At 70.3% G+C, this 15,531-nt stretch carries 12 protein-coding genes and 2 pseudogenes; 5 read left to right on the plus strand and 9 right to left on the minus strand.

What is annotated here, in order from left to right:
• Positions 1 to 12 precede the first annotated feature (12 nt).
• The gene (locus AB5J56_RS07180) at positions 13 to 1,272 is read left to right on the plus strand and encodes an MFS transporter (protein ID WP_369231173.1); all 1,260 of its coding nucleotides are present in this window, start codon (positions 13 to 15) and stop codon (positions 1,270 to 1,272) included.
• 66 nt (positions 1,273 to 1,338) lie between these two features.
• Here the strand turns inward: AB5J56_RS07180 and AB5J56_RS07185 are convergent, their stop codons facing one another.
• The 6 genes from AB5J56_RS07185 to AB5J56_RS07210 form a co-directional block, all read right to left on the minus strand.
• Positions 1,339 to 2,718: an NtaA/DmoA family FMN-dependent monooxygenase gene (locus AB5J56_RS07185; RefSeq protein ID WP_369231175.1), complete on the minus strand. Its 1,380-nt coding sequence runs from the start codon at positions 2,716 to 2,718 to the stop codon at positions 1,339 to 1,341.
• A gap of 20 nt (positions 2,719 to 2,738) precedes the next feature.
• Positions 2,739 to 3,995, minus strand: a complete 1,257-nt coding sequence (locus tag AB5J56_RS07190) for an LLM class flavin-dependent oxidoreductase (protein WP_369231177.1) — start codon at positions 3,993 to 3,995, stop codon at positions 2,739 to 2,741.
• A 75-nt stretch (positions 3,996 to 4,070) separates the two neighbouring features.
• Positions 4,071 to 4,232: a putative leader peptide gene (locus tag AB5J56_RS07195; protein WP_369231179.1), complete on the minus strand. Its 162-nt coding sequence runs from the start codon at positions 4,230 to 4,232 to the stop codon at positions 4,071 to 4,073.
• 170 nt (positions 4,233 to 4,402) lie between these two features.
• The gene (locus AB5J56_RS07200) at positions 4,403 to 5,431 is read right to left on the minus strand and encodes a transporter substrate-binding domain-containing protein (protein ID WP_369231180.1); all 1,029 of its coding nucleotides are present in this window, start codon (positions 5,429 to 5,431) and stop codon (positions 4,403 to 4,405) included.
• Positions 5,432 to 5,543: 112 nt separating this feature from the next.
• On the minus strand, positions 5,544 to 6,380 hold the full coding sequence (locus tag AB5J56_RS07205) for an amino acid ABC transporter ATP-binding protein (protein WP_369231182.1): 837 nt from the start codon (positions 6,378 to 6,380) through the stop codon (positions 5,544 to 5,546).
• A complete protein-coding gene (locus AB5J56_RS07210; RefSeq protein ID WP_369231184.1) occupies positions 6,377 to 7,369 on the minus strand; it encodes an amino acid ABC transporter permease in 993 nt (330 codons plus the stop codon). The genes AB5J56_RS07205 and AB5J56_RS07210 overlap by 4 nt, the downstream gene beginning before the upstream one ends.
• A 614-nt stretch (positions 7,370 to 7,983) precedes the next feature.
• Between AB5J56_RS07210 and AB5J56_RS07215 the strand changes: the two genes are divergently transcribed.
• Positions 7,984 to 9,006: an LLM class flavin-dependent oxidoreductase gene (locus tag AB5J56_RS07215; protein ID WP_369231186.1), complete on the plus strand. Its 1,023-nt coding sequence runs from the start codon at positions 7,984 to 7,986 to the stop codon at positions 9,004 to 9,006.
• A 115-nt stretch (positions 9,007 to 9,121) separates the two neighbouring features.
• A complete protein-coding gene (locus AB5J56_RS07220) occupies positions 9,122 to 9,481 on the plus strand; it encodes a hypothetical protein (RefSeq protein ID WP_369231188.1) in 360 nt (119 codons plus the stop codon).
• Between the two features lie 263 nt (positions 9,482 to 9,744).
• Here the strand turns inward: AB5J56_RS07220 and AB5J56_RS07225 are convergent.
• The 3 genes and pseudogenes from AB5J56_RS07225 to AB5J56_RS07235 all read right to left on the minus strand — a co-directional run.
• Positions 9,745 to 10,155 (minus strand): annotated as a pseudogene (locus AB5J56_RS07225) (cellulose-binding protein); the annotation flags it as partial.
• Positions 10,156 to 10,590: 435 nt separating this feature from the next.
• Positions 10,591 to 11,376: pseudogene (locus AB5J56_RS07230) on the minus strand (serine/threonine-protein kinase); the annotation flags it as partial.
• Between the two features lie 90 nt (positions 11,377 to 11,466).
• Complete coding sequence (locus AB5J56_RS07235; protein WP_369231190.1) at positions 11,467 to 13,401, minus strand: hypothetical protein; 1,935 nt, start codon at positions 13,399 to 13,401, stop codon at positions 11,467 to 11,469.
• 253 nt (positions 13,402 to 13,654) lie between these two features.
• Between AB5J56_RS07235 and AB5J56_RS07240 the strand changes: the two genes are divergently transcribed.
• Entirely contained in the window at positions 13,655 to 14,182 is a 528-nt protein-coding gene (locus AB5J56_RS07240) for an NUDIX hydrolase family protein (RefSeq protein WP_369242402.1), read from the plus strand.
• Between the two features lie 124 nt (positions 14,183 to 14,306).
• Positions 14,307 to 15,524 (plus strand): FAD-dependent oxidoreductase, encoded by a 1,218-nt coding sequence (locus tag AB5J56_RS07245; protein ID WP_369231192.1) that lies wholly within the window; start codon positions 14,307 to 14,309, stop codon positions 15,522 to 15,524.
• Positions 15,525 to 15,531: the final 7 nt, after the last annotated feature.

Below are 15,531 nucleotides of genomic sequence, written 5' to 3' on the forward strand. Positions count from 1 at the left end.
AGGGGAGCGGTCATGCCGGAGAGTCGAACGACGCCCATGGAGGCCCCGGGCCGGCAGCGGTCCGGAGGCAAAGCAGGGCCGGACGGGAGTACCACGCCCACCTGGTGGGTGTGGCTGGCCGCCTGGCCGGTGACCGCCGTCTTCATCCTGTCCAACGCGGCGACCCCGCTGTACGTGCTGTGGCAGCGTGACATCGGGTTCTCCAAGGGCACCCTGACCGTGGTCTTCGCCTTCTACATCGTCGGACTGCTGGGCTCGCTGCTCGTCTCCGGCGTCGTGTCCGACCGGCTCGGCCGCAAGCCCGTCCTGCTGCCCGCGCTCGGGCTCGCCCTGGCCGCCTGCCTCGTCTTCGCCACCGCGTCCAGCGTGGCGGCGCTGATCGTGGCCCGGTTGTGCACGGGCGTCGCCGTCGGCGCGGTCGTCTCCGCGGGTATGGCCGCCGTGACCGACGTGGCGGGCCCGGGCCGCCGACGGCTCGCGGCCCTGCTGGCCTCCTGCGCGATGGTCTTCGGGGCCGGGCTCGGCCCGCTGCTCGCCGGCGTCCTCTCGGAGACCCTGCCCGCACCGACGGTCACGGTCTTCGCCGTCGAGGCGGCACTGCTGGTGACCGCCGTCCTCGCGGTCCTGCGCATGCCTGTACGGCGTCCGACGGCCCCCGCACGGGGCACCTGGATGCGCGTGCCCGGCGTACCGCGCGGCAGCGGGCTTCAACTCGCCCTCGGCATCGCGGTGTTCGCGCCGGGCATCACCGCCACGTCGTTCGTGCTCTCACTCGGCCCCTCGCTGCTGTCCGGCCTGCTCGGCACCACCAGCCGTGCGGTGGCCGGGGCGATGGCGTTCGCGATGTTCCTCGCGGCCACCGGTGTGCAGTTCGCGGTGCGGCGGCTGCGCCTGGGCACCATCCTCGTCGCGGGCGCCGTGACCACCGGCCTCGGCATGGTCGCGCTCATCGCCGCCGTGCACATGGCGTCCGTCCCGGTGCTGGTCGCCTCGGCGCTGCTGGCGGGTGCCGGACAGGGCATGGGGCAGCTCGGCGGTCTCTCGCTGCTCAACGCCGCCGTACCGCCGCAGCGGCTGGCCGAGGCCAACGCGGCGCTGAACGTGGGCGGTTACCTCCCGGCGGGCCTGCTGCCGGTGTCGGCGGGCTACCTCAGTGACGCCGTGGGTCTGACCACCGGAGCGACCGTCTTCGCGACAGCCCTGCTGTCCCTGGCCGTCGTCGGCGGCCTGGTGGTCGTGGCTGCCCGGCGCCGGGTGACGGAACCCGCCTGAGCACCGCTGCCGAAAGAGGTGCACGGGTCCCCGGGACGAAGCCCCCGGGGACCCGCAAGCACTTCGTCAGGACGCCACCCGCCGGTCCTCCGGCCGTACCGCGCCGGGCTGGTCGAGGCCCAGATGGTCGCGGAGCGTCGTGCCCTCGTAGTCCTCGCGGAAGACTCCGCGTTCCTGGAGCAGCGGGACCACGGTGTCGGCGAAGGAGTCCAGGCCGCCGGGAGTGATGTGCGGAACGAGGATGAAGCCGTCGGAGGCGTCCGCCTGGACGAAATCGTTGATCGTCTCGGCGACGGTGGCCGGGGAGCCGACGAAGGACTGGCGGTTGCCGGTCTCGATGACCAGGTCACGGATCGACCAGTTGTTGGCGGCCGCGCGCTCCCGCCACTCGCGGGCGGTGGCCAACGGGTCGCGGTACATGCGCACTTGGGCCCGGCCGCGGGCGATCGTGTGCTCGCCCAGGTCGGGGTCGATGTCGGGCAGCGGGCCGTCCGGGTCGTACGCGGACAGGTCGCGGTTCCAGACGAACTCCAGGTGCTTGATCGCGGTGGCTCCACTCACCTGCTGGCGGCGCACCTCGCGGGCGTGCTCCTCCGCCTCGGCGTCGGTGTCGCCGAGGACGAAGCTGGCGGCGGGCAGGATCAGCAACTGGTCATGGCGGCGGCCGTACTTGGCGAGCCGGCCCTTGACGTCCGTGTAGAACGCCTGGCCCTCCTTGAGGGTGCTGTACCTGCTGAAGATCGCGTCGGCGTCGGAGGCGGCGAACTCGCGTCCCTCGCCGGAGTCGCCCGCCTGGAAGATCACCGGGCGGCCCTGCGGGCTGCGCGGGACGTTGAACCGGCCCTCGATGTCGAAGTGTTGGCCCTTGTGAGCGAAGGCCCCGGCCTGGGCGTCCCGCAGGAAGGTGCCGGTCTCCTGGTCGGCGACGATCTCGTCCCCGTGCCATGAGTCGAAGAGTTCATGCGTGGTGGCCAGGAACTCCTTGGCCCGCGAATACCGCTCCTCCTGGGGCAGGAAGCCGCCACGGCGGAAGTTCTCGCCGGTGAAGGCGTCCCAGGAGGTGACGACGTTCCAGGCGGCGCGCCCGTCGGAGAGATGGTCGAGCGCGGCGAACTGGCGGGCCACCTCGTAGGGCTCGTTGAAGGTGGAGTTGATGGTGCCGGTCAGGCCGAGACGTTCGGTGACGGCGGCCAGCGCGGTGAGGATCGTGAACGTGTCGGGGCGGCCGACGACATCCAAGTCGTAGATCCTTCCGCCCTGTTCGCGCAGTCGCAGGCCCTCGGCGAGGAACAGGAAGTCGAACTTGGCGCGTTCGGCGGTCCGCGCGAAGTGCGCGAACGAGCTGAACTCGATGTGGCTGCCGGCCTCGGGGTCGCTCCACACGGTGGTGTTGTTGACGCCGGGGAAATGGGCGGCCAGGTGGATCTGCTTCAGCGGCTTGCTCATGGTCGTACGGTCCCTCCGGCTCAGACGGTGGCGGCTGCGGCGTAACGGTTGGCGGGGCGGGCGAGGCCCAGCAGGCCGCGCAGGGTGTCGGCCTCGTAGGCGCTCCGGAAGGCCCCGCGGTGCTGGAGTTCGGGGACCAGGCCCCGGGTGATCGCGGGCAGGTCGTGCCCGGCGACGGCGGGCCGCAGCCGGAAGCCGGTGAGTCCGGCCGTCTGCAATTCCTGTAGCAGGTCGGCGAGTTGGGCGGGCGTCCCGGTGAAGATGCGCGCGTCGCTGGTGTACGGGTGGCCCGCGAGGGCGTCGAGGCGCTCCCGGCGGGCGGCGGCCGCGCCCGGCTCGTCGTCGAGGAAGACCACCAGGTCGCCGAAGACGTGCAGCGTCTCCTCCGCCCGGCCGGCGTTCTCCTGTTCGGCGCGGATCTCGGCGATGATCGCGCGGGCCTGGTCGGTGTCATGCGGGGTGACGTATCCGATGTCGGCGGAGCGGGCCACCAGCCGGTACGGCACGGTCTGGTGGGCGAGGGCGCTGACGATCGGCTGGCCCTGCGGCGGACGGGGGGTGATGGAGGGGCCCCTCACGCTGAAGTGCGGACCCTCGAAGTCGACGTAGTGGAGCTTGTCGCGGTCGATGAAGCGGCCGGTGGCGACGTCCCGGATCTCCGCGCCGTCCTCCCAGCTGTCCCAGAGCCGGCGCACGGCCTCCACATAGTCGGCGGCCTCGTCGAAGAGGTCCGTCAGCAATTCCTGCACGGCCGGGGTGTCGATGTCCTCGATGCGGAACGGCGGCAGCGCCCGGCGGCCGAAGTGCGCGGCCTCGTTGCGGCGTGCCGACACCTGAACGCGCAGGCCCGCACGGCCGTTGCTCACATAGTCGAGGGTGGCGATCGCCTTCGAGATGTGGAACGGCTCCGTGTGGGTGGCCACCACTGTCGGGACGATTCCTATGTGCCGGGTCAGCGGGGCGACGCGGGCGGCGATGAGGACGGCGTCCAGTCGCCCCCGTACCTGGTCGGTCCTTCCGTCCGGCTCCGTGAAGTGCGACGACTGGAGTCCGAGTGCGTCCTCGATCGTCACGAAGTCGAGCAGACCGCGCTCGGCCTCGGTGACGAGGTCGGTCCAGTAGCCGGCGGTCAGCAGGTCCCGGGGCCGGGCCACCGGCTCGCGCCAGGCGGCCGGATGCCAGCCCGCACCGTCGAGCGCGACGGCGAGGTGCAGCGAAGGAGAGGAAGGAGAAGCGGGGGAAGACGGGGAAGAGGGCAGCGCAGAAGATGAGGACACGGGAGGTGTGCCTTCCTGATCGACCGTACGAGGGAGCCACCCCCGGATCCGGGGGCGCGGCTGCGAGGCAACAGGTCAGCGGCGACAGAGCGCGCCGGCCACGCGCTGCAGATCGATGTGCGGCCGGGAGTACAGGTGTACGCGGCGGCTCGGGGCGATCTTCGCGACGCAGCGTGAGGACAGCGCGGACAGCACCGACAGCGAGGTGAGCGGGGACAGCACGGACTTGGCTGCCACGTGCGTCACCTCCGTCCCTCCGGCCGGTTGCCAGTCAGTCGTCGTGATGAACAACGGCTCGACTCCGCGGTCTGTTCCTGCGACAGCTGCTGTCGTATTGCCCGCCGCTCCGCCTGTCGTACTGCCCGCCGCTCTCTCTGCCGCTCTGTATGTCGCCCTTCGACGGTGAATCACGAGTTGCTGAGCGGCAGCCCGGGCGGGTTGACCCGGGAGGTGCTGACGGCCTCGTTGGAGAGGTTCCAGGCGGCCAGCCACTTGGCGTACTGCCCGTTCTTGATCAGGTAGTTGATCGCGTCGGCGACCGGCTTGGCCAGTCCGCTGTCCTTCTTCGCGGTCGCCGCGATCAGGCCCTGGAGGGTGTCACCGGCGCCGGAGAACTTGCCCGCGTTGCGGGTCGGGTCGGGCGTCTTCGCGACCTGGGTGATGTGGTACGCGATGCCGGGGTTGGGGCCGAAGTACGCGTCGATCTTCCCGCTGGACAGTGCCAGGTAGGTGCTGTTGTTGTCCTGGAAGTACTTGACGGTGAGCTTCTTGCCCTCCTTCTTCAGCTTGGCCTGCCACTCCAGCAGGATCTTCTCCTGGTTGGTGCCGGCGCCCACCGCGACGGTCCTGCCGGCCAGGTTCTCGTAGTCGCCGTCGAAGTTCCACGTGCTCTTCTTCAGCACCTCGAAGGCGAGGTTGTCCTGCCGGTAAGCGGCGAACTCGTACTTCTTCTTGCGCTCCTCGGTGTCGGTGACGTTGGAGAAGGCGACGTCGACCTTCCCGCTGTCGATGCCGACGAAGAGGTTCTCCCAGGTCGAGTTCTTCAGCTCCGGCTTCAGTCCGAGGACCGCGGCCACCAGTCGACCCAGGTCGGGTTCGGCGCCGGTGAGAGTCTTCTGGTCCTGTCCGACGTACGCCAGCGGCGGGAACCCGGCGGGCAGTGCGCCGATGCCGACGACCAACTTGCCGCTCCTCGCCACGGACTTGGGCAGCTCGGCGCTGATGGACTTCACCTCGGACACCTTGAGGTCGGTCTCCTTGGCGGCCCCGTTGGAGAGCGCGCCCACGGTCACGGTCCCGGCCGACGCGCCGCCGCCGGACGTGGTGGCCGCGTCGCTGTCTCCCCCGCACGCGGCGAGCCCGGCGGCGAGGGTGGCGACGGCGGTGCCCGCGGTGAGGCCACGGAGGAGTCTGCTGCGGAGGCTGAGGGTGCGCATGGCTGTCCTTGTTCGGTGAAGGGGTGAGCGATGAAGGGGTGAATGGTGACGGGGTGAGCGGTGACGGGGTGGTCGAGGAGCGAAGGAGCGGGTCCTTGCCTGATGCCGGGGCTCAGAGCACCTTGCTCAGGAAGTCCCTGGTTCGCTCCTGCTTCGGGTGATCCAACACCTCGGTGGGCGGGCCCTGTTCGACGATCCGGCCTTCGTCGAGGAAGACGATCCGGTCGGCGACCTCGCGGGCGAAGCCGATCTCATGGGTGACGATGACCAGGGTGGTGCCGCTGGTGGCCAGGTCCTTGATGACGGCCAGCACCTCGCCGACCAGTTCAGGGTCGAGCGCGGAGGTGGGTTCGTCGAAGAGGATGACTCCGGGGCGCAGGGCCAAGGCCCGTGCGATGGCCACCCGTTGCTGCTGGCCGCCGGACAACTGCCGTGGGTAGGCGGCGGTCCTGTCTGCGAGGCCGACCCGGCCCAGCAGTTCGCGGGCCAGTTCCTGGGCCGCGGGTTTCTTCAACTGGCCGGTCGCCACCGGGGCGGCGGCCACGTTGTCCAGCACGGTGAGGTGCGGGAAAAGGTTGAAGTTCTGGAAGACGAAGCCGATCCTGCTCCGCTGACCCAGGATGACCCGCTCGCTGAGCTCCTTGAGCCGGTCGCCGTGGCGGCGTACGCCGATCGGCTCGCCGTTGATGCTGACATGGCCGATCTCGGGCTTCTCCAGATGGTTGATCACCCGCAGCAACGTGGACTTGCCGGAGCCGGACGGGCCGATGATCACGGTCACCTCGCCCGGCCGCACGGCCAACTCGACGCCGTCCAGCACCCGGTGGGCGCCGTACCATTTGTGCACGTCGTGGACCTCCACGGCGGCGGGCCGTACGTCGACGGATGCCGATACCCCGGCTCCGGCTCCGGCTCCGGCTCCGGCTGCGTCGAGCGTCTCGGCGGTCATACGGCGGCCTCCTTGCGGACGCGGGCACGCAGGTCGCGCAGTGCGCCCCACACCTTCTGCAACGGGGTCGGCGGCAGAGTGCGCGTGGCGCCCCGCGAGAAGTACCGCTCGACGTAGAACTGGACGACGGAAACGGCGCTGGTGAGGATCAGGTACCAGACGGTGGCGACGAGCAGCAGCGGCACGATGTCGCCGGGGTAGGTGCTGCCCATGCTCTGCACGGAGCCGAACAGGTCGAGCAGCGACACGTAGAACACCAGCGAGGTGCCCTTGATCAGGCCGATCAGCTGGTTGACGTAGTTCGGGGTGATGGACCTCAGGGCCTGCGGAAAGACGATCCGGGTGAACTGGTAGCTCTTCGGCAGGCCGAGCGCGGCGGCCGCCTCGTGCTGTCCCTGGTCGACCGAGAGGATACCGCCGCGCACCACTTCGGCCGCGTACGCCGCTTCGTTGAGGCTCAGACCTACGACGGCGACGACCATGTCGGTGGCGAGCCGGGACTCGTCGAAGGTGAAGAAGGCGGGCCCGAACGGCACTCCGACGCTCAACGTCCGGTACAGCGCACTGAAGTTGTAGAGAAACAGCAGCACCACGATCAGCGGCACCGAGCGGAACAACCAGGTGTAGACCCAGCCGGCCGCCCGCAGCACCGGGCTCCGGGAGAGCCTGGCCAGCGCGATCAGGATGCCGCCGGCCAGCCCCAACACGGCGCTGTACGCGGCCACTTCGAGGGTGATGAGCAACCCGTCGAGGATGGTGGGGCGCAGGAACCAGTACGAGAACCGGTCCCACTGGAAGAAGGGGTTGGTCACCAGCCCGTGACCGATCTGGGCGACCAGCACCAGCACGATCGCCGTGAGGATCCAGCGGCCCGGGTGCCGCAGGGGCAGCACCCGCTGTGCCGCGAGAGGCCGGGGCGCGGCTGCGGGTTTCTCCTTGACAGGGGCTTGGACGCCGAGGGGCACGGCGACGCCAGGTGATTCGCTCATGGGAGGACTCCAGCGGAATCGGACACCCCGGACCGCGCGCACCTCAGGACGACATGGCGCGACGGAGCGGAGCGGCAAGCGCTCCGCGCGACGCGGCACATGGGAACGTCGGACGTACGGAACCAGGGGCTGGGCGGGGAAAGAGGACAGCGCGAGGGCGGTGTCCGTCAGAAGGGCTTCGCAAGCCTTCAGAGAGTCAGAAGGCGTTCAGCGAGCGGGAGTTGCGGTCAGCCGTGCCTACGGGCACGGTCCGCAGCGGTGCACCCGGTACACAGCGCGCTGTTGACGCGGAGCAGATCGACGCAGCGGTCGGCGCACAGCAGGACGCAGCCGCGGGGGCGCCGTGCGCCCGTCCTCGAAGCTGCGTACATCGCCGTCACCGTCACACTTCCGGCCCCTGGGGCCTCGCGCCTTCTTGGTGCGTAAGTAAGTCAGCAGCCGAGATCGCTGTCAACGTTCGTCCGTCTGGTGATACGTGTACGCCCGGGAATCCGTTCGCCCGGTACATCGGCAGAGGCGATCACGGCCGCCTGCCACAATCCACACAGGACAGCGCCCCTACGACCACGGCGCTGACATACGGCAGAGCATGCCGCGGACGATGGAGGAGCCCTGTGCCGCTGACCTCACAACCCCTGCGGAAGCTCGGCTTCTTGACCATCGGGCTGTTCGACGGGGACGACCCGGGACGCGGACATGAGTCGACGCTCGAAATCATCGAGCTGGGCGAGCAGTTGGGCTTCGACAGCGCCTGGCTGCGCCACCGTCATCTCCAGTACGGCATCTCCTCCCCCGTCGCCGTCCTCGCCGCGGCCTCGCAGCGCACCCGCCGCATCGAACTCGGCACGGCGGTCACCCCCTTGGGCTGGGAGAACCCGCTCCGGCTGGCCGAGGACCTGGCCACGGTCGACGTGCTGTCCGGGGGCCGCCTCAATCCCGGCATCAGCGTCGGCCCGCCGATGCACTACGACCAGCTCAAGCACGCGGTCTACCCGGACACCGCGGAGGCCGAGGACTTCGGCTACGCGCGCGTGCAGCGGCTGCTGGACTTCGTACGCGGCAAGCCGGCCACCGACTTCAGCGGTGTCGAGGGCTTCGAGGTGTTCAGCGACCGGGTGCAGCCGCACTCCCCCGGCCTGGGCCGCCGCATGTGGTACGGCGGCGGCAGCCTGCGCTCCGCCCAGTGGGCGGGTGAGCACGGGATGAACCTGCTGACCAGCAGCGTCGTGAAGGCGGACGAGGGGTCCACGGACTTCGCCGAGATCCAGCTGTCGCTCGTCCGCGCCTTCCGCGCCCAGCACCCCGACGGCGACCGCGCCCGTGTCTCCCAGGGACTCGTCGTCATCCCCACCGACAGCGCCTCGGCCCAGCAGCGCGCGAAGTACGAGGCGTACGCGGCGCAGCGGCTGCCGCGCACCGCCAGCCCGCAGGGTCCGGCGCGGCTGCTGTTCGCGCCCGACCTGGTCGGCACCTCGGCGCAGATCGCCGAACAGCTCTACGCGCACGCCGCGTTCCGCGAGATCGACGAGGTCGCGTTCGCGCTCCCCTTCACCTTCGACCACGAGGACTACGTGCAGATCCTCACGGACATCGCCACGAAACTCGGCCCGGCACTGGGCTGGCAGCCGGCGGCCTGACAGCGGCTCCGGGCAGGTGCCGTACCCGCGCTCGGCGACGTCGCGGCGGCGGTGGGCCGCTGATGAGATCATGGAAGCCGTGGCCGAGCTGTTCCGGCCCGGAGAAAGGGAAAGCATGACCAGGTCCGCCGCCCGGGCCATATGGACATTCACCCTGGACGAGGACGAGGACTGGGTCCCCTTCAGGGAGCCCGCTGGAGACGAAAACCTCCGGCGGGCAGTGGAGACCCTGCTCATGGGCATCGCCTCAGCTGGGGCTGCGGAGACGTACCTGGCAGCATGGCGCGCCGACTCGCAGCGCTGGGGGACGGGGTTCAGTCTGGGGACCGCCTCTGCAACGGCACGACGCGCCAGCTCCGAACTCGTCAGGCTCATCGATCTGTACGGGCAGTTCGAGGACTGCGACATCGCGGCCGACGAGTTCGAAACGATGCTCCAGGACCATGTGGCGGCAGCGCGAACCGCCGAGTCCTAGAGATCGCCTTTCAAAGGTCAGATGCAGAGCCCCTAGGAGGGCGCGGCACCCGTGCGGCCCGTGAGGCGCTTGATCTCGTCGATGTAGGCGTCGACCTGCCTGGGGTCGTAGCCCCGCCGGACCAGCTCGAAGCCACGGAAGGGGGCCACGAATCCTCTCCTCAGGTCGTTCAGGTAGGTGTCCACGTGTGTCTTGTCGTAGCCCTTGCGGACGAGTTCGAAGGGTGGCACGGGAGGCAGCACGTTGCGCAGGGGGCTGCCGGGGCCGGTGAGTTGTTCGAGAGTGCCGCGGACGTGGGCGACCTCGGCCTTGAGGGTGTCCCGTCGGCGGATGAGGTCGGCGATCTCCGTCACCGTCCCGTCGGCTGTGGCATTCGCCTCGGCCACGATGTCCTCGGCCTGGCGCTGAGCCGTCTCCATCGTCTGGCGGGAGCGACGCTCGGCGTCCATCCGCAGCTTCTCGGCCTCCAGGCGGAGCTGCTCCGCGCGGTGCTCGATCTCCGTGAGACGCTTCTCGGCCTTGGCCTGACGCGAGGCCAGGTCACGCTCGGACTGCTCACGGCGCTTGGCAAGGTTCGTCTCGAAGTCGGAAGCGGCCTGCGCGGCCTTGGCCCGCGTCTCCTCGAAAAGGGCATCCGCCTCCCCGCGCTTGGACTGCGCGTACTTCTGGGCCTCGCCAAGCAGCCGCCCGGCCTCGCTCTCCGTGTCCCGGAGGAGCTGCTCCGCGAAGAGTTCGTTCCCCGTGAGACGCTCCTCGGCCTTGGCCTGACGCGAGGCCAGGTCACGCTCGGACTGCTCACGGCGCTTGGCAAGGTTCGTCTCGAAGTCGGAGGCAGCCTGCGCGGCCTTGGCCCGCGTCTCCTCGAAAAGGGCATCCGCCTCCCCGCGCTTGGCCAGCGCGTACTTCTGCGCCTCGGCGCGCAGCCGTGCGGCGTCGCTCTCCGCCTGCCGCCGGATCTGCCAGGTCTTCTCCAGGATCCGCCCGGCCAGGGCTTCGGTGATCCCCAAGTAAGCCGCTTCCAGGGGATTTTCAGCAGGAAGGGCGGCCGCGTGCTCGAGGAGGAGCCCGCTGAGGGCGTCGTACACCACCATCGCGTCGACCGGGCGGTCCTCGGGGCTCTTGGCGAGCAGACTCATGATGAGGTCGTCGAGCGCGCCGGGGAGATCCTCGACCAGTGCGCCGGGAGCCACCGGCACCTCGTCGATCTGCATGCGCAGAACGGCGAGTTGGTTGCTTCCGGTGAAGGGCGGGCGTCCGGTCACCGCGTGGTAGAGGAGGCAGCCGAGGGAGTACAGGTCGCTGCGGTGATCGATGGAGCGGTCCCCCAGGGCCTGCTCCGGGGACATGTAGGGCGGGGAGCCCAACGGGGCGCCGGTGGCAGTGAGTTCATTGACCCGCACCGTGTCGCCCATGAACTTCGCGACACCGAAGTCCAGGACCTTCGCCGTGCCTTCCGGGGTCAGCAGGACATTGGCGGGCTTGATGTCCCGGTGGACCACACCGCTGCCGTGTGCCGCGTGGAGCGCCTGGGCGATCTGCCCGGCCCAGCCCACGGCGAGCGGCCAGTTCGCCGCCGACTCCTTGAGGCGCTGACGCAGCGACACCCCGGCCACCAACTCCATGACCAGAAAGAGCGTCTCGCGTCCGCCCACGGTCGTCTCGCCCCAGTCATGGATGGTGACGATGTTCCGGTGGGAGAGCCCACCCGCGAGCTGCACCTCGCGCTGGAACCGGATCTTCGTCTCCACCTCGCCCATCACCGGCAGCGGTTGGACGAGTTTGACCGCGACGTCACGCTGCATCCGGGAGTCGAGTGCCGACCAGACCTCCCCCATGCCGCCGGAGCCCACGCGGTCCCTGATTCTGAAGCGCCCGGCGAGCAGTGTGTCGCGCACCCTGTTCCTCCCCCGTCTGCGGCAGACCGCCCACCCGGCTGCCGCGTCGCCGTTCCAATATCACCCGCCGCATCCACCTGGGACGCCTGCTCAAAACCCTGCGGAGTTTCCGGATCCGCCGAAGGATCCGCCCGCCATTCGTCGTAGTCGACGCGCCTCGTCCTCGATCCGGTTCGCCACTCCCCCGGTCCCCGTCCGGTCTCTCGCGTCCGCGATGCCGTCCAGACCGCTCGCACGGAGTTGGGCGGCGAGATCGGTGAAGTAGTGCGCGGCGGTGAAGAGATGGCCTTCGGAGTCGAGGAAGGCGCCGGCTCCGGAGTGGGCCAGGGCGTCGTTCGCGTCGTCCAGGACACGGCGGACCCGCTGGCTGATCTCGTCCCTGGCCTCCCGGGCGAGACCGACCTCCCGGCCGATCTGGGCGAGGACGGAGTCGCAGGAGCGGGCCAGCTCCCGCAGGAGCCGGTAGTCACGACCGACCACCGTGGTTCCCTGTGCGACGGGAATGGTGTTCCCGGCGGCGATGCGGTCACCGGCCACCACCGGCTCGTACGGCCGCAGGTCGATCGCGCTGGTGGCCCCGAGCGCCTCGCGGAAGCAGGGATGGACGTGGAACTCCGTCTCGTGGGGCTGAACGGGCAGTTCGCCGCCGCCCGCGAAGACGACGTCGTTCCCGCGCCGCACCCCCAGGAACCCCACGGTGTACAGGGTGTCGATGATCCCGGAGAGCGTGAGGGCTTCGGCGTACGCGGGGAAGAGCCGGTGCAGTGTCTGGGCGGCGGCGTCGAAGCGGCCGCCGAGCGCCGCGCGGGACACCACATAGCCGGTGTTCTGGAACAGCGGGAAGAGCCGGTCCAGGAACGGGTGGGCGATCAGGTACTCGAGGGTCAGATCCTTGAGCTTCCACGCGGAGAACTGGCGGCTCGCCTGGAGCACGTCGGCCTCCAGGATCCGGTCACGGCCGTGGATCAGCCAGGCTGTCTCCTGGCACAGGTTGAGGAACTGGATGGCGTCCCGTGGCCGCGGCAGACAACGCCGGAAGAGGTACGTCACGGTCTCCTCGCCCGCCACCTCCCGCGGGAAGAGCTGGTGCCACAGCTGCTCCTCGGTGAGGCCCGGTCCGGCCGATGCCCGGGCGCGCGCCAGCGCGAGACCGCGCAGCGCCTGGTCCGTCCAGGCGATCCTCAGTTCGTCGCCGTGGAACTTGTCGCCCTCCCCGAAGGACAGCGAGTCGTAGATGTCGGAGCGCACGAACAGCAGGCACCGCACCGCCGTTCCGTAGAACCCCGCCGCGTGCTTGGCCGCGAGGAGCAGCCCGATCACCATCGAGTTGCTGTCCGGCTCCGCGGACCACACCTGTTCCAGCTGGTCGACCAGGAGCAGCAGCGGCGCGTGCGCGGCGTCGGCGCAGCCCAGGTCGGTGAAGGCCTGGGCCACTCCGCGTTCGACGACTTCCAGTTGGCGGGCGGCCCGCGCGCCCTCCGAGGGCGCCTGCGCCAGTTCCACGCCCGCCTTGAAGCCGAACGCCTCCAGCGACAGGGCCGTCTGCAGTCCGCGCGCGCCCTGCGCCAGCCGGTCCCCCAACCGGTCGCCGGGCAGCTCGTCGTTCTGTTTCAGGAACCGGCTCAGCGCCTTCACGGAGTCGGGCCGCTTCCCGTGCCCGTCCTTGGCATGCGTCACCAGGTGCCGGGCGGCATGCACCGCGAACACGTACCGCCAGATAAGGGACTTGGCCGAATCACCGGGCAGCCCCTGCAGTTCGAACCGCCGGATCTCGTCCCCCGCCGCGTCGTCGGGGGTGATGAGGGCCTTGCCACCGGGGTGGGCGCCGTTCGCCATCAGATGCATGCAGATGGCGCTCTTCCCGGAGCCCTTGCGCCCGATGATCAGCATCTTCAGCCCGGACATGGCGGCACGCGACGCGGCCGTGGGCAGGAACCCGCCCCGCAGCAACAGTCCGTCCGTGACGTCCCGCTCGGCGTCCTCCCGCCCGAAGCGAAGCCTGCCGAGTACGGAGTCGTCGACCACCAGCGTCCCCCTGCTCTCCGGCCGCCGGACTGACACGCGGCACCGTAGCTCAGTTCTATCCCACATCCGGCCCGCCGGGACGCCAACTCGGCTCCGCTCAGAGCGCGTTGGACTGGCCCGATCAACCGGGCCACCCGTTCGCCGCCCGAGGGCACGGCCGCCCCAAGGGCACAGCCGCCCCGAGGGCACAATCGACTTGGCGTGGCACCCATGCCCCCGCAACGATCGAAAGTATGATCAACCAATGTCTGACATGACCGAAACCACGCCCGGCTGGCTGAGTTCCGACGAACTCGAACTGGCGCGCGAGCGCATGCCGATCCTGTACGTCGAGGCCGTGCCGGTCCGCGTCGACGACAGTGGCGAAGTCACCCACATCGGGCTGCTGCTGCGCATCGGGCCGGACGGAACGGTCAGCCGCGCGCTCGTCTCCGGCCGGGTCCTGCACCACGAGCGGGTCAGGGACGCCCTGCTGCGCAACCTGGAGAAGGACCTCGGCCCGGTGGCGCTGCCCCGTGTCCCGGCGGCCCTGCAGCCCTTCACCGTCGCCGAGTACTTCCCGACGCAGGGCGTCACCCCGTTCCACGACCCCCGCCAGCACGCCGTGTCCCTCGCCTACATCGTCCCCGTGGCCGGCGACTGCCGACCCCGCCAGGACGCCCTCGACCTGGTCTGGTTCAGCCCCCAGGAGGCGTCGTCCGCGCTGGTCCTCAACGACATGCCGGGCGGCCAGGGCGTCCTCCTCAAGCAGGCCCTCGCGCATGTGGGCTGCCTGTCCTGAAAGGAACGGGACCGAGCCGGACTGAAGCGGACCGGGCCGGGCCGGAACCACCGTCGCCTCGCAGGCGTTCGATCAAGTGGCGGTGCGGCGGAGGGGGCCGTGCGCTGACGAGCGGAGTGGCGCAGTGGACGTACGACGCATTGTGGTCGTCGGCGGTGGGACAGCCGGGACCGCGACGGCTCTGGCCCTGCGCAAAGCGGGGTTCGAGGTCGGTGTGTACGAGGCGCACCCCGACTCGGCCGAGGACATCGGCGCGTTCCTGACGCTCGCGAGCAACGGCATGCGAGCCCTGGCGCAGGTCGACGCCTCCCCCGCGGTCACCGCGATCGGCTTTCCGCTCACCGGGATGCGCGTCCTGGACGCCTCGGGCGCCGAGCTGGCACAGGTGCCGCTCGGCGAGGCCGGGGACCCGCTCCTCCAGTACCGGTGCCTGCGCCGCGGTGAACTCAGCACCGCGCTGCAGGCGGAGGCGGAGCGCCGCGGCATCCGCATCCGGCACGGCGCGCGGCTCGCCTCCGTCGAGGAGGGCCGCGACACCGTCACCGCACGCTTCACCGACGGCAGCACCGCGAGCGGCGACCTGCTCATCGGCGCCGACGGGCTGAGCTCCACCGTCCGCCGGCACATCACCCCCACCGCCCGGCCCGGCTACGCGGGGCAGTACGTCTTCTACGGCTACACCACCCGCGCGCCCCTGACCGCGCGGACCGAGTCGGCGCGCATCACCATGGTGCGGGGCAGCGCGGTCACCTTCGGCTACGCGGTGTCGCCCGAGGGCGAGACCTACTGGTTCGCGCGGGTCTCCGGCGAACAACTGGCCGCCGACGAGATCGCACACGGCACGCCCGCCCACTGGCACGATCTGCTCCTGCCGCTGCTGCGCAAGGACGTGACCCCTGCCGCGGACATCGTCGCCGCCACCGCCGAACAGATCCTGGTCACCAACGCCACCGAGATACCCCTCGGCACTCCCTGGCGCTCCGGCCGGACGCTGCTCATCGGCGACGCGGCACACGCCGCCTCCCCTGCCACCGGGCAGGGCGCCTCCATGGCGCTGGAGGACTCCGTGATCCTGGCGAAGTCCCTGCGGGACGCACCCGACGCGCCGAGCGCCCTCTCCCTCTACGAGACCCTCCGCCGCCCGCGTGTGGAGCACAACATCACCGTCAGCGGAACGATCTCCCGCGGCGGCCACCCGGCACCCCGTCCGGGCACCGGCCAAGGAGCACCCGCGCCCCGGCCCGGGGAGGACGAGTTGATACGGCTCCTGGAGTGGGACTCCGACATCTGGACCACGAACACGCCCGGCAGCGGGAAACCGGCCGCCGACAGCACGTCCTGACCAGTCC

Origin of the sequence: Streptomyces sp. R21 (assembly GCF_041051975.1) — a bacterium.
GTDB lineage: Bacteria > Actinomycetota > Actinomycetes > Streptomycetales > Streptomycetaceae > Streptomyces.

Bases quoted from the DNA above. Each gene is read 5' to 3' on its own strand.
- AB5J56_RS07180 (WP_369231173.1), top strand. From the start codon at position 13: ATGCCGGAGAGTCGAACGACGCCCATGGAGGCCCCGGGCCGGCAGCGG.
- AB5J56_RS07185 (WP_369231175.1), bottom strand. From the start codon at position 2,718: ATGAGCAAGCCGCTGAAGCAGATCCACCTGGCCGCCCATTTCCCCGGC.
- AB5J56_RS07200 (WP_369231180.1), bottom strand. From the start codon at position 5,431: ATGCGCACCCTCAGCCTCCGCAGCAGACTCCTCCGTGGCCTCACCGCG.
- AB5J56_RS07205 (WP_369231182.1), bottom strand. From the start codon at position 6,380: ATGACCGCCGAGACGCTCGACGCAGCCGGAGCCGGAGCCGGAGCCGGA.
- AB5J56_RS07210 (WP_369231184.1), bottom strand. From the start codon at position 7,369: ATGAGCGAATCACCTGGCGTCGCCGTGCCCCTCGGCGTCCAAGCCCCT.
- AB5J56_RS07220 (WP_369231188.1), top strand. From the start codon at position 9,122: ATGACCAGGTCCGCCGCCCGGGCCATATGGACATTCACCCTGGACGAG.
- AB5J56_RS07240 (WP_369242402.1), top strand. From the start codon at position 13,655: ATGACCGAAACCACGCCCGGCTGGCTGAGTTCCGACGAACTCGAACTG.